This window comes from Pseudomonas sp. LJDD11 (assembly GCF_024584215.1).
GTDB lineage: Bacteria > Pseudomonadota > Gammaproteobacteria > Pseudomonadales > Pseudomonadaceae > Aquipseudomonas.
The window spans coordinates 18,605-39,074 of sequence record NZ_JANJFL010000017.1 but is presented as its reverse complement, the minus strand read 5'-3'; the positions used below and the strand labels follow the sequence as shown (position 1 = coordinate 39,074).

General features: G+C 62.5%; 13 protein-coding genes. All 13 read left to right on the top strand.

Annotation, left to right across the window (positions count from 1 at the left end; translation table 11 throughout):
• Window positions 1–23 precede the first annotated feature (23 nt).
• The 13 genes from NRB16_RS18950 (at window position 24) to NRB16_RS18890 (ending at window position 20,278) form a co-directional block, all read left to right on the top strand.
• Window positions 24–1,181, top strand: a complete 1,158-nt coding sequence (locus tag NRB16_RS18950) for a murein transglycosylase A (protein WP_045492921.1) — start codon at window positions 24–26, stop codon at window positions 1,179–1,181.
• 224 nt (window positions 1,182–1,405) lie between these two features.
• Window positions 1,406–2,521 (top strand): cellulose biosynthesis protein BcsQ, encoded by a 1,116-nt coding sequence (bcsQ, locus tag NRB16_RS18945; protein WP_257106669.1) that lies wholly within the window; start codon window positions 1,406–1,408, stop codon window positions 2,519–2,521.
• Window positions 2,518–4,737, top strand: coding sequence for a UDP-forming cellulose synthase catalytic subunit (bcsA, locus tag NRB16_RS18940; RefSeq protein ID WP_253141008.1), 2,220 nt, complete (start codon window positions 2,518–2,520; stop codon window positions 4,735–4,737). Before bcsQ ends, bcsA begins: the two co-directional genes overlap by 4 nt.
• A gap of 11 nt (window positions 4,738–4,748) precedes the next feature.
• A complete protein-coding gene (gene bcsB, locus NRB16_RS18935; RefSeq protein WP_045495067.1) occupies window positions 4,749–7,004 on the top strand; it encodes a cellulose biosynthesis cyclic di-GMP-binding regulatory protein BcsB in 2,256 nt (751 codons plus the stop codon).
• Window positions 7,001–8,203, top strand: a complete 1,203-nt coding sequence (gene bcsZ / locus NRB16_RS18930) for a cellulose synthase complex periplasmic endoglucanase BcsZ (RefSeq protein WP_257106667.1) — start codon at window positions 7,001–7,003, stop codon at window positions 8,201–8,203. Before bcsB ends, bcsZ begins: the two co-directional genes overlap by 4 nt.
• Window positions 8,182–12,252 carry a cellulose synthase subunit BcsC-related outer membrane protein gene (locus tag NRB16_RS18925; RefSeq protein ID WP_045492912.1) on the top strand — a complete coding sequence of 1,357 codons (4,071 nt, stop codon included), beginning with the start codon at window positions 8,182–8,184 and terminating at the stop codon, window positions 12,250–12,252. Before bcsZ ends, NRB16_RS18925 begins: the two co-directional genes overlap by 22 nt.
• A gap of 18 nt (window positions 12,253–12,270) precedes the next feature.
• Complete coding sequence (locus NRB16_RS18920; protein WP_045492909.1) at window positions 12,271–12,933, top strand: SGNH/GDSL hydrolase family protein; 663 nt, start codon at window positions 12,271–12,273, stop codon at window positions 12,931–12,933.
• The gene (locus tag NRB16_RS18915) at window positions 12,930–13,595 is read left to right on the top strand and encodes an alginate O-acetyltransferase AlgF (protein WP_045492906.1); all 666 of its coding nucleotides are present in this window, start codon (window positions 12,930–12,932) and stop codon (window positions 13,593–13,595) included. Before NRB16_RS18920 ends, NRB16_RS18915 begins: the two co-directional genes overlap by 4 nt.
• Window positions 13,596–13,616: 21 nt before the next feature.
• Window positions 13,617–15,032: an MBOAT family protein gene (locus NRB16_RS18910; RefSeq protein WP_257106666.1), complete on the top strand. Its 1,416-nt coding sequence runs from the start codon at window positions 13,617–13,619 to the stop codon at window positions 15,030–15,032.
• 10 nt (window positions 15,033–15,042) lie between these two features.
• Window positions 15,043–16,176, top strand: coding sequence for a cell division protein FtsQ (locus NRB16_RS18905; protein WP_257106665.1), 1,134 nt, complete (start codon window positions 15,043–15,045; stop codon window positions 16,174–16,176).
• Between the two features lie 326 nt (window positions 16,177–16,502).
• Entirely contained in the window at window positions 16,503–17,906 is a 1,404-nt protein-coding gene (locus NRB16_RS18900; protein ID WP_045492897.1) for an MBOAT family protein, read from the top strand.
• Between the two features lie 49 nt (window positions 17,907–17,955).
• Window positions 17,956–19,014 carry an SGNH family hydrolase gene (locus NRB16_RS18895; protein WP_231906522.1) on the top strand — a complete coding sequence of 353 codons (1,059 nt, stop codon included), beginning with the start codon at window positions 17,956–17,958 and terminating at the stop codon, window positions 19,012–19,014.
• Between the two features lie 151 nt (window positions 19,015–19,165).
• Window positions 19,166–20,278: an SGNH/GDSL hydrolase family protein gene (locus NRB16_RS18890; RefSeq protein WP_231906520.1), complete on the top strand. Its 1,113-nt coding sequence runs from the start codon at window positions 19,166–19,168 to the stop codon at window positions 20,276–20,278.
• Window positions 20,279–20,470 lie beyond the last annotated feature (192 nt).

Sequence of the window (20,470 nt, the reverse complement as noted above, 5' to 3'; positions counted from 1 at the left end):
TTTTTGTTGTAGGACCGTTCTGAATGTCTGTCTTTTCTGCGTCCTGGCGTCAGGCGCTGGTGGTTGCCCTGGCTGTTTTGCTGGCCGCGTGTGACAACACCGACAAGCCTGCTCAACCACAAAAGCCTGTTGAACCGCCGCACACGACTTACCGTCAGGCCGGCTGGGATGAGCTGCCGGCGGTGACCGATGCCGATCTGCAGGCTGGTTTTGCCGCCTGGCGCAGCGCCTGTACCCGACTCAAGGCTGACCCGGTGTGGGGGGCGCCTTGTGCATCGGCGGCCAGTCTGGCCGCGGCGCCGTCTGCGGCCGAGATCCGGACCTTTCTGCAGGCGACGTTGCAGGTTTATAGCCTGCGTGCCGATGGCGGCAGTGCCGATGGTCTGATCACCGGTTATTACGAGCCGGTCTACCCAGGCAGCCTGACCCGTACCGAACAGGCCCAGGTGCCGGTGTATGGCATTCCTGATGATCTGGTGGTGGTCAATCTCGACAGCCTGTACCCCGAACTCAAGGGCAAGCGCCTGCGTGGCCGGGTCGAGGGCCGGGTACTCAAGCCTTATGACGATGCCGCGACGATCAATGCCAATGGCCTGGATGCGCCGGTGATTGCCTGGCTCACCGACCCCATGGATTTGCAGTTCCTGCAGATCCAGGGTTCGGGCCGGGTTCGTCTGCCTGATGGTACTCAAGCACGTCTGGCCTATGCCGATCAGAATGGCCACCCGTATCGCGCCATCGGCCGCTGGCTGGTCGAGCAGGGCCAGTTGCAGAAAGAAGACGTGACCATGGGCAGCATTGCTGCCTGGGCCAAGGCCAACCCGCAACGAGTTCCCGAGTTGCTGGCCAGCAACCCGAGCTATGTGTTCTTCACCCGTAACCCGGACAGCAATGAAGGGCCGCGTGGTTCGTTGAACGTGCCTTTGACCGCCGGCTACAGCGTGGCTATCGACCGTAAAGTGATTCCGTTGGGCAGCCTGCTGTGGCTGTCGACCACGCGCCCCGACGGGACAGCGCTGATACGCCCTGTTGCTGCTCAGGACACTGGCGGTGCGATTGCCGGTGAAGTGCGTGCGGACCTGTTCTGGGGCACCGGTGAGGCCGCCGGGCATCTGGCGGGGGACATGAAGCAGAAGGGCAATGTGTGGCTTTTGTGGCCCCAAGGCGTGGCGTTGCCGTGATTAACCTGACGTTTTCCAACGGCGTATGGGTTAGAGATTTAAACAGGACTTTGACTTGTTTTTTGTCGTCAAAAACATGGCGTTAAATGAATGAATCTTTTTCCGACAAGCTGTATCAAAGACGCCAGTAACAATATATTGACACTGTCATACTGATATTACACATTACTGTTTAATGCTTTCTCACAGGGTCATTCCCTGGGCCTTCTGATAGGACGAAGTGCATGAGTCGCGCCGACGATATCGCCAGATTGTTCCAGGGAATTGGAGCAAGTACAGACGGATATCTGGACATGGACAGCCACTTCGATTATCCGGAAACCACAGTGACGCCCTTGCGACCTTTGCGTGCGGTCAGCGAGGCGTCTTCGCCTGCGTCCGCGCAAAGCCCGTCGCTGCCGACGGCGTCGCTTGAGCCGCCCTCTGCATCGCCTGCGGTGATATCAGCATCGCTCAGCTCGCTGCTGGCCGAAGCTGCCCGTGCCCGTGAAGCGAATGCCGGTATCGGCAATGAGGTTTACACGCAGCCGCAGCACACAAGACCCGTTCCTGAAATCAAGGCGCGGGTAATTGCTGTCGTCTCGGCCAAGGGCGGGGTAGGCAAGACGACTTTGAGCGCCGCATTGGCCAGCCTGTTGCAGTTGCCTGGTGGCCGGACACTGGTCGTTGAACTCGATCCGCAGGATGCTTTGCGTCATCACTTGTTGGGCGGTACTGAACAGGGCGGTCTGGTCAATGGCCGTTTGCGTGACGAGGACTGGAACAGCCTGTTGCTGCCGGGCACTGCCAACACCTGGGTGCTGCCTTACGGTTCGCATAGCGCTGAGCAGCGCCGCTCGCTCAAACAGGCAATGGATGAGGACCGGCATTGGCTGGCCCGGCAGATCGAGCGTATGCAACTGGGCGAGCATGACGTGCTGGTGCTGGATGTGGCCACGGGGCCGTCGCGCTATCTGGAGCAGGCACTGGATGTTGCCGATCAGGTACTGGCCGTGGTGAACACCGACGCCGCCTGTTACCAGACCCTGAATGTCATGGAGCAGTGGCTGGCACCTCTTGCCAGCAAGCCTCGGCCACCGGCCTGTCATTACGTGATCAACCAGTTCGATGCCACGCGGGCGTTCAGTTGTGACATGCACCAGGTGCTGCTGCGTCGTCTCGGTGAGCAACTGCTGGGCTGGGTACGGCTCGATTACAGTCTGGCTGAAGCGCTCGCCTATGGTACATATCCGCTGCTGGCCGAAACGCCGACCCAAGGTGTCCAGGACCTGCACGCGCTGGGGCAGCAACTGACCACTCGGCTCATGGAACAGGCCCGTGCAGAGTCCAGCCTTTCATGAGCGAAGCGCAAACCGAAGTGCCTGGATTGCGGGCACGAATCTGCCGTGGCCTGACGGGGTTGCCGGAGCGTCTTGATGCGCTGTCGGCACGGGTGCGTCTGATCCTGAAAGTCGCAGGCGCCTTGGTGGGGGCGGCGCTGTTTGTGTTTGTGGTCTCGGCGCCCTTCGATCTGCAGGCTCAGGCCAGTTTCGGGATCATGTGTTTTATCGCCGCGTTGCTGTTGCGCCGTATTGGCGGTCGTCTGGCGATTCTGGCGATGATTGTCCTGTCGCTGGTCATGTCACTGCGCTACGTGTATTGGCGGGTGACCTCGACGCTGGGCTTTGAGAACTGGGTCGACATGCTGTTTGGCTACGGTCTGGTGCTGGCCGAGCTGTATGCGCTGATTGTGCTGCTGTGCGGCTACCTGCAAACCTGCTGGCCGCTGCAACGCGAGCCGGTGCTGATGAAGGGCCATCCGGATAGCTGGCCGGTGGTGGACTTGTTCATCCCCACTTACAACGAAGCGCTGTCGATCGTAAAGCTCACCATCTTTGCTGCGCAGGCCATCGACTGGCCTCGGGACAAGCTGCGCGTGCATGTACTCGATGACGGTCGCCGCGAGGACTTCCGGCAGTTCTGTGCCCAGGTCGGGGTCAATTACATCACCCGTGACAACAATCGGCATGCCAAGGCCGGTAACCTCAATGAAGCGCTGAAGGTCACCGACGGCGAATACGTCGCGATTTTTGATGCCGACCACGTGCCGACCCGTTCTTTCCTGCAACTGTGCATGGGCTGGTTCCTCAAGGACCCGAAGCTGGCAATGCTGCAGACCCCGCACTTCTTCTTTTCTCCGGACCCGTTCGAAAAGAACCTCAACACTTTCCGCGCGGTGCCTAACGAAGGCGAGCTGTTCTATGGCCTGGTCCAGGACGGTAACGACCTGTGGAACGCGGCGTTCTTCTGTGGCTCTTGTGCAATCATCCGTCGCAAGCCTCTGGAGCAAATCGGCGGAGTGGCGGTCGAGACCGTGACTGAGGATGCCCATACGGCGCTCAAACTCAGTCGGGCCGGTTACAACACCGCTTACCTGGCAATCCCGCAGGCGGCAGGCCTGGCTACTGAAAGTTTGTCGCGGCACATCAGCCAGCGAATTCGCTGGGCGCGAGGCATGGCGCAGATCTTCCGCACCGATAACCCCTTGCTGGGCAAGGGGCTGAAAATGGGCCAGCGGTTCTGTTACCTCAATGCCATGCTGCACTTTTTCTATGGCTTGCCGCGCCTGGCGTTTCTCACCGCGCCGCTGGCCTTTCTGTTTTTCGATGCGCGGATTTTCCAGGCTTCGGCCTTGATGATCACCGTGTATGTATTGCCGCATATCCTGCATGCCAGCATTACCAACTCGACCATGCAGGGGCGCTTTCGTCACTCGTTCTGGAACGAGGTCTACGAGACGGTGCTGGCCTGGTACATCATGGGCCCGGTGCTCATGGCCCTGATCAACCCCAAGTTCGGCGGCTTTAACGTGACCGACAAGGGCGGGATCATCGACGAGAAGTTCTTCGAATGGAAACTGGCCCGCCCCTACATTGTGTTGCTGGGCCTGAACCTGGCCGGCCTGCTGTGCGGCATCGTGATGCTGATCCAGGGCAGTAACGAGGAGGGCGCCACGGTCACGATCCTGATCAACCTGGCCTGGACGCTCTACAACATCATTATTGCAGGCGCCGCTGTGGCGGTGGCCAGTGAGACCCGCCAGGTGCGTAACGAGCCGCGCGTCGCGGCCAGCCTGCCGATGCGTTTGCAGCGCGCCGATGGCAGCAGCCTGGATGCCACGACCCTGGACTTCTCGCAGAACGGCCTGGGCTTGCGCTTGCCCGAAGGGCAGAGCCTGACGCGCGGTGAGATCGTGCAGATCGGCCTGTTCCGCAAAGACCAGCTCAGCCAGTTTCCCGCCACGGTGGTGTTCTGCCGCGATTCGCTGATCGGTGTGCAGTTCAATCAGTTGACCCTGCGCCAGCAGAGTGACCTGGTGCGCCTGACCTTTTCGCGGGCCGACACCTGGGCCGCCACTTGGGGCCATGGCCTGATCGATACCCCACTCAAGGCCCTGCGCGAGGTCTGCAGCGTCAGCCTGCGCGGTGTTCGCGAACTGTTCACGGCCACCCGCCATGCCTGGCGGGCCCGACGCGCACTGAATACGGCGCCCGCCACTCTTACGGAAAAATCATGATGTCCAAGCCAATGCAAAGCCGCTACGCAGGGCCTGCTTCTCGCTACCTGACGGCGTTCATGTCGTCCTTGCTGTTGCTCGGTGGCAGCACGCAAGCCTTGGCCGACGTGGCCGGTCCTGTGGCGCCGCTGATGCAAGGCGAGGGGTATCGCGTGAGCCTCAAGCAGTTGGGGCGTAATTATCCGATGATCCTGAAGGGCATCGAGTCGGCCGATACGGTCAACTTCAACGTGCGTGCCGATCAGGTGGTTACCGGCGCGCGGCTGACCCTGGAGTATTCCTATTCACCGGCATTGCTGGCCGACATGTCGCAGCTCAACGTGATGGTCAACGACGAGGTCGCCGCCAGTTTGCCGCTGGTCAAGGAGGGGGCCGGCAAACCGCAGAAGCAGCTGATCGAGATCCCGGCGCACCTGATCACCGAATTCAACCGCCTGAGCTTACAATTTGTCGGGCATTACACCATGAGCTGTGAAGACCCGATGCACAGCAGCCTGTGGGCGCGGGTCAGTCCTGCATCGACGCTGGAGTTGCAGACCCAGCCACTGAATCTGCCTGACGATCTGTCGATCCTGCCGCTGCCGTTCTTCGATCGCCGCGACATGCACCCGGTGACTTTGCCGTTTGTGTTTGCTTCGGGGACCGATAATGCCACCCTCGAAGCCGCTGGCGCGTTGTCGTCCTGGTTCGGTGCCCAAGCCAGTTATCGCGGGGCGAGTTTTCCGGTCAGCCTGAACGAACTGCCTGCCAGCGGCAACGCGGTGGTGCTGCGTGTGGCCACCAGCGCCGGGACCCTGGGCAACAGCCCTGTACCGGCGCCCAGCGGCCCCAGCGTGGCGTTGATGGCCAACCCCAACGACCCTAACGGTAAGCTGCTGTTGATCAGCGGCCGGGACGCCAAAGAACTGAAAACCGCGGCGACCGCAGTGGTGGTCGGCAGCCATGCCCTGAGCGGCAGCCAAGTGGTCATCAGCCAGCTGGAAACCCTGCAGCCGCGCAAACCCTACGATGCGCCAAACTGGGTCCCCTCTGATCGCCCGGTCAAGCTCGGCGAACTGATCGAGGCCAAAGCCCTCAACGTTTCTGGCTACAACCCCAACACCATCAGCGTACCGCTGCGGCTGCCGCCGGATTTGTTCAACTGGCGCCAGGAAGGCGTGCCGCTGGATTTGAAGTACCGCTACACCCCGCAGTCGCGCAAAGGCAACTCGTCGCTGATCGTCAGCTTCAACGACACGCTGGTCAAATCCGAGAACCTGCCATCGACCGAGCAGCTCGACAGCAGCCTGCTGGGCAAGATCCGCGATGAGGTATTGCCGCGTGATACCCGAGCCCGCCTGCCGCTCGAAGCGCTGAGCCTGCAATCGCGCCTGCAGTTCCGTTTCATGTATGAGTTCATGCGCCAGGGTGAGTGCGGCGACATCATCATCGATAACATGCGCGGCAGCATCGACCCTGAATCGACGGTCGACCTGAGTGGCTACGATCACTTTATGGCCATGCCCAACCTGGGCGTTTTCAAGGATGCCGGCTTCCCCTTCACACGCCTGGCCGATCTGTCGCAGAGCGCCGTGGTGCTCCCCGACAACGCAGGTATCGAAGAGCTGGGTGCCTACCTGGATATCCTTGGCCGCTTTGGTGAGTCCACCGGTTACCCGGCCACCGCAGTGACTGTGACCCAGGCCGCGCAAGTCAGCCAGGTGGCCGACAAAGACCTGCTGGTGCTGGCTTCCGGTGCCAATCAACCGTTGCTTGAAACCTGGGCCGAGCGTTTGCCGGCGCAGGTCAATGGTAACCAGAGCCGGGTCGAACTGTCGGACCTGGCGTTCAAGGTGCGCAGCTGGTTCAGCTCTGATCCGGAGGCCAACCTGCGCCGGGCGCGGGTGGCCATGTCGTTCTCGGCCGAGCAAGGCAGTTCGTTCCTGACCGGCTTTGAGTCGCCGCTCAAGGGCGGCCGCAGCGTGGTGGTGATTGCCAGCAGCCGGCCGCAGGATCTGGCTGATGTGACTCGTGCGCTGGTGGGGGGCGAGGACTACACCCAGGCGATCCAGGGCAGCCTGGTGGCGGTGCGTGGCAAGTCGGTTCAGGCGTTGGTGGCTGACGAGCAGTACTACATTGGCCAGTTGGGCGCTGTGCGCTACGTGCAATGGATCCTGTCGCGTAACCTGGCGGTGTCGCTGTTGGTCACCGGCCTGAGTGTCGCGGTGCTGGCGGGGCTGGCGTTTCTGGCGCTGCGTGCCCGGGCACGCCGCAGGCTCGACCCGTGAGTCGGCTCAAGGCCTGGCTGGCCGGCATTCTGTTGCTGGTGCTGAGCAGCTCTCTGGTGCAAGCGGCGCCTCGCTGCGATAGCAGCCTGTGGCCGTTGTGGCAGACCTTTCGCGAGCACTTCGTGCAGCCTGACGGCCGCGTGCTGGATGCCAGCACGCCGCAGCAGCACAGCTCCTCCGAGGGTCAGTCATACGCGATGTTTTTTGCGCTGGTGGCCAACGACCGGTCGAGTTTCGACCTGATGTGGCGCTGGGCGCAGAACAACCTGGCGGGCGATGACATTGCCCATAAGCTGCCTGGCTGGTTCTGGGGCAAGGATGAGCAGGGCGTCTGGCGCTTGCTGGATGACAACTCGGCCTCGGATGCTGACCTGTGGTTCGCCTATGCGCTGTTCGAGGCCGGGCGGCTATGGCAAGACCAGCGCTACACCGAGGCGGCGCGCCAGTTGCTGACCAATATCAAGGCTCAGGAAATCGAGACCCTGCCGGGCCTGGGCAAGATGCTGATGCCGGGGTTTCGCGGTTTCATCAAGCCGGACCTGAACCAGCCTGACCTGTGGCAGCTCAACCCCAGTTACCTGCCAGTACCGCTGCTGCGGCGCCTGGCGGTAGTGGATGGCAACGGCCCGTGGACCGAGATCGCCAACAATACCCTGACCCTGATGCAGGCTGTGGGGCCCAAGGGCTTCATCGCCGACTGGGTGAGTTATCGTGCCAGCGGCGCCGATCAAGGGCAGTTCATTGTCGACCCGGTCAAAGGTGAACTGGGCAGTTACGACGCGATTCGTGTCTACCTCTGGGCCGGTATCACGGCGGCTGAAGATCCGCTGGCCAGGCCGATGCTCGCGGCCCTCAATGGCATGAGCGTCGCCACCGTGCAAAGCGGCGTGCCACCGGAAAAAATTCAAACCCGTAGCGGTGCCTTCAGTGGCCAGGGTGGTTTTGGGTTTTCGGCGGCCCTGTTGCCGTACTTCCAGGCGTTAGGCAACACGGCGCAAGTTGACGCACAGACGCTACGCTTTCGGCAGGGCATGGCCCAGAGCCTGACACCTGAAGCGCTCAAGGCCGCCCAGCCACCTTATTACCATTTTGTACTGAGCCTGTTTGCCTTGGGCCACATCGAGCAGCGTTACCGTATGGACGCTGACGGCCTGTTGCAGACCGCTTGGGGGACGCCATGCGCACGCCTCGCACCGTAATGCTTTCCGGGGTCCTGGCGACCCTTTTCAATGCCGGCGTGTATGCCGCGCCGCTGACTCCGGCCGGCCAGGCGCTGCTGGAACAGGGCCGTTACTGGCAGAACCAGAACGACCCGCAACGCGCCACAGAAGTCTGGAAAAAACTGCTGCTGATCGACCCGCAGCAGATCGATGCGCAGTACGGTCTGGGCCTGTTGGAACTCAAGGCCAAACGCACCGCCGCTGCTACCCGTTATCTGGAACAGATGCGCAGTGCTCATCCCGGTGACCCGCTGACGTTGCAACTGGAACAGGCCATTGCCCTGACGAGTGGCGATGCCAGCCAGCGTCTGGAAAATGCCCGTCTGGCAGCGCAGAACGGTGAGCTGGACAAGGCGGTCGGTCTGTACCGGCAGTTGTTTGCCAACAAACCGCCCCAGGGTGAACTGGCTCTGGAGTTTTACAGCTACCTGGGCTACACCCGCACCGGCTGGAACGAGTCGCGCCAAGGCCTGGAGCGTCTGCTGGCCCAGGAGCCGGACAACGCCAAGGTCAAGCTGGTGCTGGCCAAGCTGCTGATCCGCAATGAGACCACTCGTGTCGATGGCATCAGGCGTCTGGCGCAATTGTCGACAGTCCCGGAACTGGGCGGCGAGGCCACTGAAAGCTGGCGCCAGGCGCTGGTCTGGCTAGGCGCGCCGCGACCGGCCGAGGTCGCGCTGTTCGAGGCCTACTTGAAGGCCAACCCCGATGACTCTGAGCTCCGCGAGCAGATGCAGGGCAAGGGCGCTGCGGCCGCTCAGGTGCAGCAGAACCCGCATCTGGCCCGTGGTTTCAAGGCGCTGCAGGACAACCAGCTGGATGTCGCCGAACAGGCCTTTCAGGCGCGTTTGAAAGAACAGGCACAGGACGCCGATGCCTTGGGCGGTATGGGGCTGGTCCGTCAGCGTCAGGGGCGTTTTAACGAGGCCAACGAACTGCTGGGCCGCGCCGTGGCGCGCAGCGGCAATGCGCGCTGGCAGACGGCGCTGGATGCCAACCGTTACTGGGCCTTGCTGGGCCAGGCCGGCACGGCGCGGGCCGATAAGGACCTGCAACGGGCGGCAAACCTGTTGCAACAGGCGATTGCCCTCAAGCCCCGGCAGATTGAAGGCCATGTAGCGCAGGGCAGCCTGCAGGCTGAGCAGGGGCGGTTCGATGACGCCCAGGCCAGCTATCGCCAGGCGCTGGCGCTGGATGCGGCCAATCCCGACGCTTTGATGGGGATGCTCACGGTGCTGACCCAAAGTGGCCAGACCGCAGAGGCCCAGCGTCTGATCGACGGCCTGAGCGCCGCCCAGCAACAGCGCCTGGGCGATCTACGGCCGCTACGCGCGGCCCTGGCCGCTGGCCAGGCGCGCAACGCCGAACTGCGTGGCGACCTTCGCTCGGCGCTGGCTGCCCAGCAGGATGCGGTGCGCAACGAGCCGAAGAATGCCTGGCTGCGCAACGACCTGGCGCGCCTGTACCTGCTCGACAATGCGCCGGACAAAGCCCGTCAGGTCATCGATGACCTGCTCAAAAACGATTCGGCCAATCCTGAAGCGTTGTACGTGGCGGCACTGGTGGCGGCGCGGATGAGCGACTTTCCGGCGGCGCAGCGTCATCTGGAGCGGATCCCGGCGGCGCAGCGCACCCCGGCGATGCAGAGCCTGGCCAGTGACTTGCGCGTGCAGAGCCTGATTACCCAGGCCGGCGAACAGGTGCGCAAGGGCAACCGCCAGGCTGCTGTGGACCTGCTCAGCCGCGCCGAAACCAGTGCCCGTGACGAGCAACTCAGTGCTTTGGCCAATGCCTGGATCGAAGCCGGGCAGCCCGAGCGAGCCTTGCAACTGTTGCGTCAGGCTCAGGAACGCAGCCCCTCACCAACCCCGGAGCTGCGTCTGGCCTATGCCGGTGCGTTGCTCAAAAGTGGCGATGATGTGCAGGTCAACCAGATCCTCAACGAGTTGCAGAACCGCAACCTGACGCCTGCGCAGCGGCGCAGCTATGACGATCTGCTGTTCCTGTACCGGGTCCGTCAGGCCGATCTGTTGCGTGACCAGGGCAATCTGGTCGCCGCTTACGACACCCTGGCGCCGGCCCTGGAGCAACGCCCGAATGACCCGCTGGCCGGTGCTGCCCTGGCGCGTATGTACCTGGCCAACAACGATCCGCACAAGGCGGTTGCACTGTATCAGCCGTTGCTGGCCAAGTACCCGCGTGATGCCAGCTTGCAGATCGGCATTGCTCAGGCCTGGAACCAGTTGGGCGAGTCGCGCAAGGCCGAGAAGGCCGTCGATGAAGCTGTGGACCTGGCGGGCAACGATCCGCAGATCCTGTTGACCGCCGCCGGGCTGCTGCGCGCCCAGGGCAAGACCTCACGTGCCGCTGAGTTGTACAGCCGCGCCCTGGCCTTGCAGGAGCCGCTGCACCAACCGGGAGTTAATCCGTTTGCCAAGGCGACCGCCAGCAATCCCTTTGTCGGTCAGCCTGGCCAGCGCGGTCAGTCGCGGCTGGCCCAGCAGGGCAACCTGAATCAGATTCCGGAACCGGCCGAAGTTCAGGCCGCGGCAGTTGAGCCAGTGGCCCCGGTTGCCGTACCGGTGCCGCAGTTTGCCGCCGCACAAGCGCCAGCCCGCTACGCTACACCCGATAGCTACGCGGCGGGCTATGCCGCCGGTTATGCCGCTGTAGCCCAGGCGTCGGCCCCGCCCCCGCGTGAACCGGCAACCGTGCGCAAGGCGGCGCCCGTGCCGGTTGACCCTTGGCAGCAAGCGCGTCAGAGCCTGGAGCAGATTCGCCAGGAGCGCAGCCCCAGCGTGACTCAAGGCGTCAGCTATCGCAGCAACAACAGCGAGTCCGGGCTGGGCAAGATGTCCGAAGTCCAGGCCCCCCTGGAAATTCGGATGCCGCTTGGCGATGACCGGCTGGCGCTGCGTGTGACCCCAGTGTCACTCAATGCCGGTTCGGTTGACGACACGGCCGCATTTCGTTTTGGCAGCGGGCCGACCCTGTCACCTTTGCAGAACCTCAGCGGTCTGACCGCCGTACAGACCGCAGCCGCTCAGGAAGCACTGGGCGCGGACGTGGATTTGCGCGGTGCTTCGGCGGCCGGGATCGGTCGCCAGAAAGACAGCGGCGTGGGGCTGGCCGTGGCCTATGAAAGCCCTTCGCTGGGCCTCAAGAGCGATCTGGGCACCAGCCCGATAGGCTTTTTGTACAGCACCGTGGTCGGAGGCATCAGCCTGGAGCGGCCGTTTGTCGAGGGCGGTGACTGGCGTTACAGCATCAATCTGTCGCGGCGTCCGGTCACCGACAGCCTGGCCTCCTTTGCCGGCGTTCAGGACCGGCGTACCGGCGTCGAGTGGGGCGGTGTCACCGCTAATGGCGGGCGTGTACAACTGAGCTACGACAATGGCCATTTCGGCACCTATGGTGTGGCCGCCGTGCATGAACTGGTGGGGCATAACGTCGCTGACAACCAACGCCGCGAGGGCAGTGCCGGCGCTTACTGGTACATCTTCAACGACGATAGCAAGCAGTTCACGGTCGGGGTCAACCTGACCGCCATCGGTTTTGACCAGAACCAGAACTTCTATACCTATGGCCACGGTGGTTATTTCAGCCCGCAGGGCTTCTATGCCCTCAGTGCGCCGATTGGTTGGTCGCAGCGTTCCGGCCGGCTGAGCTACTCGTTGCGTGGTGCACTGGGTGTACAGCATATCCAGCAGGATGGCGCGGACTTCTATCCCAACGACAAGGCCTTGCAGGCGAGTCTTGAAGCGACGGCGCAAAACCTGGCCGGCGCCGGGCTTGGCGTGTCAACCCAGTACGCCGGGCAGAGCAAGACCGGGGTGGGTTACAACCTGGCCGCAGCGGCCGAGTACCAGATGGGCGACAACTTCTTCCTGGGTGGCCAGTTCGGTCTGGATAACGCCCGTGATTACCGACAATGGAGCGGCGGTTTGTACCTGCGCTACATGTTCGAAGACTTCAGCGGGCCGATGGCCTTGCCGGTCAGCCCTTACCGTTCCCCTTATTCGAATTAGCAGCAGGAGTAGTACGCAATGGCAACAGCATCGGTCCTGGCGGGCCTGACGATCCTGATGATTGGCGACAGCCACCTGGCGACCCCCGATTACCTGATCGGCAGCCTGCACGACAGCCTGGTCCAGCAGGGCGCCAAGGTCCACACCCTGGGCATCTGCGGCGCCAACGCCGGTGACTGGCTGCAGGCCACACCAGGCACCTGTGGCGGTGCCGAGCGCCGTGGCAGCGAAAAGACCGTGGTGTTGGGCAGCAAAGCGGCGACCGTACCAATCAGCCAGTTGCTGGCCGCCGACAAACCGGATCTGGTGCTGGTGGTGATGGGCGACACCATGGCCAGCTACACCAAACCGGCGTTCCCTAAAGCCTGGCTGTGGCAGCAGACCACCACGTTCACCAAGGCGCTGGCGGCCAGCGGCACACGCTGCGTCTGGGTCGGCCCGAACTGGGGCACCGAGGGCGGCAAGTACGGCAAGACCTTCGCCCGGGTCGAGATGACTTCGAAGTTTCTGGCCAGCAACGTTGCCCCTTGCAGCTACATCGATTCGCTGCAGTTCTCCAAACCGGGCCAGTGGGCCACGGTGGATGGCCAGCACTTGACCGGTCCTGGCTACAAGACCTGGAGCGATAACATCGGCAAGGCGTTGGTGCAGGCGCCTGCGGTCAAGGAACTGCGGCCATGATCCGGCCACTGGCAGCGCTGCTGCTCTGGCCGATGCTGGGTGGCGTCGCGCAGGCGGCCGAGATTGCCCTGTACCCCAGCGGCCCGGCTGAAGACTCAGCGTTCATCCGCTTCGTCAATGCCAGCGCCGCGCCGCTGGAGGTCGTGGCCCGTGAAGGACAGAAACCGCTGCGCCTGGAGGCGGAGCAGCCGTCGGCCTTTTTTCCGGTACAGGCCAAAGGGGCGGTTGAAGGCACGCTGATCAGTGGTGCGCAACGGCTGGCCATGGCGCAGGCGGTCGAACCCGGCGAGTTCGCCACGGTGGTGGCCCTGGCCAAGGCCGATGGCAGCCTGCGTCAGGTCGCGGTGCGCGAAGCACCGGATGACTTCAATGCGCTGAAGGCTTCGCTGGCGTTCTTCAGCCTCGACGCCAGTTGCGCCGAGGCCAGCCTGCGTCCGGCCGGGCGTACGGCCGATTTGTTCAAGGCGGTGCCGGATGGCACCTTGCAGCGTCGCTCGATCAACCCGGTCAAGTTGTCGGTGCAACTGGTCTGTGGCCAGGCCAATGTCGGCGCGCCCTTGGATCTGGGTGAGCTGAAGGCGGGTGAGCGCTACAGCGTGCTGCTGTTGCCATCGACCAATGGCCCGCGCCTGTTGGCGGCTACGGATACGTTGTCCCACTGATCGAATCAGGCAGTTGTCGTCATGGTCTTCGCCTCTCTGGAGTTTCTCCTGCTGTTCCTGCCGGCGTTCATGCTGGTCTACGCGCTGGGGCGGCCGGCCTGGCGCAACACGATTCTGCTGATCGGCAGCTGGCTGTTCTACGGTTGGTTGAGCCCGTTGTTTCTGGCGCTGCACATGGTCCTGACGGTGATCGCCTGGGGCGGCGGGCTGGTCGTGGACCGCGCCCGTGAGGGGTCGAGCCGGCGCATGCGCTGGCTGGTGGGGTTGATCGTGCTCAACACTGCCGTGCTGTGCTGGTACAAGTACGCCAACATCCTGGCCCTGACTGCCAATGAGCTGATGAGCGCTTACGGTGCGATGCCGTTCGAATGGCAGCGCGTGGCCTTGCCGGCGGGGCTGTCGTTCATCGTCCTGCAGGCGATCTCCTACCTGGTGGATGTGCATCGTCACACGGTGCCGGTGGAGCGCAGCTTCATCAACTACGCCACCTACATCTCGATGTTCGGCCATTCGATTGCCGGGCCCATCATCCGTTATGACTGGGTGCGCCGTGAACTGAACCAGCGTGAATTCAACTGGCAGCTTTTTTCCCTGGGTGCACGGCGTTTCATGATCGGCATGAGCATGAAGGTGCTGGTGGCCGACACCTTGTCGCCGCTGGTGGATGTCGCTTTTCATCTGCCGCAGCCGAGCCTGGTCGATGCCTGGATCGGTTGCCTGGCCTATTCGCTGCAACTGTTCTTCGACTTTGCCGGTTACAGCGCGATGGCGATCGGCCTGGGCCTGATGCTGGGCTTTCACTTTCCGGAGAACTTCAACCGGCCGTACCTGGCGCGCAGCATCCAGGATTTCTGGCGGCGCTGGCATCTGTCGTTGTCGAGCTGGCTGCGCGATTACCTGTACATCGGCCTGGGCGGCAATCGCCATGGGGTCTGGAACACCTACCGCAACCTGTTCCTGACCATGGCCATCGCCGGCCTGTGGCATGGCGGTGACAGCTGGAATTACCTGCTGTGGGGGGCGGCGCATGGTATCGCGCTGTGTGTCGATCGGGCCTGGGCGCATTCGAGCCTGCCGGCGATCCCCAGACCGTTGGCCCATGTGCTGACCTTGTTGTTTGTATGCCTGGCCTGGACGCTGTTTCGCTCGCCGGACTTCCATACGGCCTTGAGCATGTACGCCGGCCAGTTTGGCCTGCACGGCATTGGCCTGGGGGATGCCATGGCTGTGACCCTGCGTCCGGCGCATGGCATGGCGGCCGTGCTGGGGCTGTTGTGCATCGTGGCACCGTTGCTGCAACGCCGCACCGAACAACGCTGGGCCCAGGCGCGCTGGTTTGTCACCGGCGCGGCGGTGTGGCCGGTGGCGGGTTTCCTGCTGTCGTTCGCGTTGATCGCCAGCCGTGAAACCGTGCCGTTCCTGTACTTCCAGTTTTGAGGGCCTGTTCATGAGCCAGCCATCCAATGCACCGCTCGCGCCCACTGAACTGGCCTTGCGCAGCAGCCCTTTGGCCGGAGTGACCCTGGCGGCATTTCTGGGCATCGGCCTGCTGAGTTGTGGAGTACTGATCGCCAGCGGCAAGCTGCAATGGTTGCCGGCCAACGTCGACCGCGAGGCGCTGCTGCACGGTGAGGTGACCCATGCCCTGGCCAAGCAGTTGTCTGCCACGTTGTTGGCTGAGCAAGCGGCCAATCTGGAACGCGGCGCCAGTTGGCTGTTGTTGCAAGACAGTGGCCCGCGGGTCCGCCAAGGCTGCCCTGGCTGGCTGTTCCTGACCGATGAACGACGCATCCAGCGCAATGCCGAGGCCAACGCCCAGCGCAAAGCCCAGGCGGTGATCGAACTCAAGCAGCGGCTGAAGGGGCAGGGTATCGACCTATGGGTGGCGGTGGTCCCGGACAAGAGCCGCATCGCCTCCAGCCAGTTGTGCGGGCTGTATCGCCCTGAGCAATTACAGTCACGGATCAGCGATTGGACCCGTCAGTTACAGAGCGCAGGCGTCACCACCCTGGACCTGACCTCGAGTTTGCAGCCGTTGGGTGAGGCAGCGTTTCTGCGCACCGACACCCACTGGAGCGAAACCGGCGCCAACGCTGCCGCCCTGGCGTTGGCGCGGCAGATAAAAGAGTCGGGCTTCAGGGCCAGCCCGCAGCGTGACTTCGACACTCGCGTAGCACCTGCCGCGCCGCGCCCCGGTGATCTGGTCCGCCTGGCCGGTCTCGACTGGTTGCCGCTGTCGCTACAGCCCACGCCGCAAAGCGTGGCCGAAACCACCATCAGTGAACAGGCGAAAGCGGCGCAGGGTGACGCTGACAACCTCGATGATTTGTTCGGTGATGCTGAACTGCCCAACATTGCGCTGATCGGCACCTCGTTCTCGCGTAACTCCGGATTCGTGGGTTTTCTGCAACGGGCGCTGGGGGCGCCGATTGGCAACTTTGCCAAAGACGGCGGCGAATTTTCCGGCGCGGCCAATGCCTACTTCAGCAGCCCGGCCTTTACCCAGACCCCACCGAAACTGGTGCTCTGGGAGATACCCGAACGAGACTTGCAGACGGCTTATGTGCCGTTGAAGCCCTGATAACGGGGGCTGTAGGCCTGCCACCTATATTTATAGCTAACTAGATATATTGCTATCTATCTAGATAGCTATAAATCTAAATCCGGTGAACATGCCGGTGATCGCTTCTCTCAAGACGTGTTCTTATCTTGCCAATATGAGCTACCCCTCTGTACAAGAACCGACATTTCAAGCGGCTGTACAACCTATGAGTTAGCGCTCCAGCTTCAACTGCGCTCTATCTTTCAGGCTGCGTTCTTCATACATCCTGTTACAGATCCCTACGCTCTGACATAATCGCGCCGCTTCGCCCAGCCCGCTGAAATCGGACGTAACGGACTACGCGCATGAGCTATTTCTCGATCGAATTCGGTCTCTGTTTCCTGCCTTTTTTCATTCTCTACTGGGGCCTGTGCGCCAGCACGCGCTTGCAGAACCTGCTGTTGCTGGCGGCCAGTTACGGCATCCTCGCCTCGTTTGGCCTGAGCTTTCTCTATGTGCTGCTGGGCTACACCGCGGTGGTATATGGCCTGGGGCATCTGAGCGCGCGATGGCCCGGGCGCTGGTTCATACGGCTGCTGATACTCACGGTGGTGTTTGGCTGTTTCTACTGCTTCAAGTATCAGGACTTGCTGGCCACGACCGTGCAGGCGGCCGGGCAGTCATTGGGTCTGAACCTGGCGTTGCCGGTGTTTCAGGTGCTGCTGCCGGTAGGGCTGTCGTTCTATGTGTTCCATTCGGTCAGTTATCTGGTGTCGATCAACCGGGGCGAGCTCAAGCCGGCGGGGCTGCCGGATCTGGCCCTGTACCTGGCGTTCTTTCCGAGCCTGATTGCCGGCCCGGTGAACCGAGCCTTGCATTTTCTGCCACAGATTCGTCCCGACGGCCTGCGTCAGGTGCTTGAGCCGCAGCGCGCGCTGGGTTTGATCGGTCTGGCGGCGGTCAAGCTGTTTTTGCTCAGCTCCTGGCTGGCCAACGAGTGGGTCGACCCGATTTTCGACACCCCCTCGGCGGGTTCGCCGGAGCAGATCCTGCTGGCGGTCTACGGTTACTCGCTGCAGATCTACTTCAACTTCAGCGGCTACACCAACCTGGTGACCGGCATCGCGCTGTTGCTGGGCTTTCGCTTGCCGGACAACTTCAACGACCCGTACCTGGCGCATAACCTCAAGGAGTTCTGGGGCCGCTGGCACATCAGCCTGTCGCGCTTTATCCGCGACTACATCTATATCCCGCTGGGCGGCAACCGGCATGGCCTGTGGCTGGGTATGTTGTACATGATGATCGCCATGCTGATCTCCGGTCTTTGGCACGGCGCCAGCGTCAATTTCATCGTCTGGGGCGCGCTGCACGGTATTGGTCTGGCGATCTACAAATTGTGGTCGCACTGGGTGCCTGAGCAGGCCAGTTGGCCGGGCGGACGTCTGTTGGCACGTTTGCTGACCTTCCATTACGTGGCGTTGGCGTGGATCTTCTTTCGCAGTGCGACGCTGGAAGACGCCAGCGAACTGCTCAACGGTCTGGCCGGTCTGTCATTGCACGGCCTTAGCAGTGATGCGGGACTCAAGGTGTTGGCGTGCCTGGCGGTGCTGGTGTTGTATCCGGCCTGGGTGAGTGTCGTGCGTGAGCTGCTGGCGGCGGGCGAGCGGATGCCGGCGGTGGTGTATCCGGTGGTGCTGGGGCTGTTCATTTCCGTGGTCATCTTTGCCTCGCCTGCGGGCGTGCCGGGTTTCATTTATGCCAGTTTTTGAGTCCACCACTGTTGGGAGCAGTCTGCGGGTTGCGTTGAAGACCCTGCTGATGCTGCTGACGACCATGATCATTCTCTGCTGGCTGAATCAGGACTCGATGCGTCTGTACTGTCAGCAGAAGTACCACCGCAGTTGCGAACTGCCCGGGCTGGGCGATAACCCGGCGTGGCGCCTGGGGGCGGACATCACGCGGGCCATGGGCCAGGGGCGCGATGCGTTTGTCGCCGAGCTTGGCAAGCGTACAGACGGCGTGCCGCCGGAGCCGGTGGTGCAACTGCCCGCCACGGTGGCAGCGGTGACGGTCATGGCCGGTGCTGCCGAGGCACCGGTGTATATTGCGCCGGTCGAGGTTCCTGTACTGCCGCCGCCTGCTGCACCCCAGACGCCTGTTGCGGCGCCCGCAGTATCGACCGTCGCGCCGGTGCCTGCCCGTTCAATCAATACCCGGCAGGTCATCCTTGAGCCCGGCGACGAGGTGTTCTTTGTCGGCGACTCGCTGATGCAAGGCGTGGCGCCGCATCTGGCCAATACCTTGCTCAAGCGCTTCAACATCAAGAGCATCAACCTGAGCAAACAGAGCACCGGGCTTGCGTATCCAGGCTTCTTCAACTGGCCGCAGACCGTGCATGAAACCCTGGAGGCGCACCGCAACATTCGTCTGCTGGTGGTGTTTCTCGGCCCCAACGATCCCTGGGACATGCCCGAAAGTCGTGGCAAGCCATTCCTGCGTTTCAAGAGCGAAGCCTGGGAAGCGCTATATCGTCAGCGTGTGCAATCGATTCTCGAACAGGCCCGGCAATACAATGCCCGGGTCATCTGGGTCGGCCCGCCGAACATGAACACCCCCAGACTGTCCACGGCCATGCAGTACCTGCGCGAGGTGTATCGCAGTGAGGCGCAGCAGTACCAGCAGTTCTACCTGTCGGCCAACGATGTATTCGGTTACGGCGCCGATGATTTTTCGTTCTACATGACCGACGAGACGGGCAAGAAGAGCAAGATTCGTGGGGACGACGGTATCCATTTCACGCCATTGGGCCAGCGGCTGATCGCCAATAAGGTGCTCACCCTGATTGATGTCCACCAACCTGGTTTATCGGAGCGTTGAGTTGATCAAACATGCCCTTTGGGGTGCTTCTAAAAACGCTGCGATGGCAACGCAGGTCGTTTTTAGAGGTGCCCTTTGTCTGCTGCTGACGGGCCTGTCCCTGAGTGCGGCTGCGGTTCAGCCTGAAGCGCCGCGCCCGCCCACGCGCATCGTGACCAAAGCCTGGACACCCTTGCTGCCGGCCAACCGGGTCGACCCGAACCTGAGCCAACTGGCGCTCAAGCTCAAGAACGCCCAGCGTCAGCCGGTCAATATCGTCCAGTTGGGCGACTCACACACGGCCGCCGACTTGTTCAGCGGCGAGCTGCGCCGGCTGTTCCAGCAAGACTACGGCGACGGCGGGATCGGTTTTATCGCCGCCACGCCGGTCCCGGGCACCCGTTACGAGCAGGTGATCATCAACACCGGCAAACGTCAGTGGGACCTGGTGTCGGCGCGCAATCAGCAAAGCACACAATTTCCGCTGGGCGGCTACCTGTCGCTGCCGATCGCCAGCCGTCCCGGCGTGACCCTGCAAAGCCGTGAGCCGAGCGAACAGCGCTATACGCTGTCGACCCTCTACCAGACCAGTCGCGGCACCATTTTGCAGGCTAAAGACACCGCGACCCAGGCCCGGGCATTGCCGGTCACTCAAGGCCAGTGGCGTTTCAGCCAGCCGATCAGCAATGTGCGCCTGCCTGTCGAGCTGAACTTTGCCAGCAGCAATGGTCTGGCGGTGGGCGGCTGGCTGTTGCAGTCGCAGCGCAACAATGGCGTGCTGTATTCGGCGCTGGGCATCAATGGTGCGACCTTCGATGTGGTCGACAAGTGGCAGGCCGGCTGGCTCGACACCCTCAAACAATTGCGCCCGGACTTGCTGATCCTCGCCTATGGCACCAACGAAGCCTACGACGACAGCCTGGAGCCGGCGCTCTACGAGCAGCGCCTGCGCGAGCGGCTGCAGATGCTTCGCAAGGCCTTGCCCGGCACGGTGTTGTTGGTGGTCAGCGCCCCGGACTCGGTGCGTAACAAGCGTGCGGCGCGTTGCGAAAGCAAACAGGCCAACAACCTGCGCCCGGTGATCCAGATCCAGCGCCGGGTCGCCGCTCAGGTCAATGCGTTGTTCTGGGACTGGCAGGCGTTCATGGGCGGCAACTGCGCCATCGAGCGCTGGCAAGCCCGCGACCTGGCCCGCCCGGACCTGGTCCATCTGACTGCCGAAGGCTACCGGCAGAGCGCAGCCGGGTTGTATGCCTGGTTCAAGGGCCAGGTCGGGAAACGCTAGGTCTTTTCAGCAGACAATAAAAAACCCGCCGAAGCGGGTTTTTTGTCCCAGACCATTCCAACTCCCTGTCGGCAGTATCCTTTCACGGTCGATCGTCCTTGATCCTGGTGAGCATCCTGTTCACCAGTGGTTGGATGTAAATATAGGCCTGTCGCCGGGGGCAGCAAATGGCAATTGTTCTCTGCTGCGTGT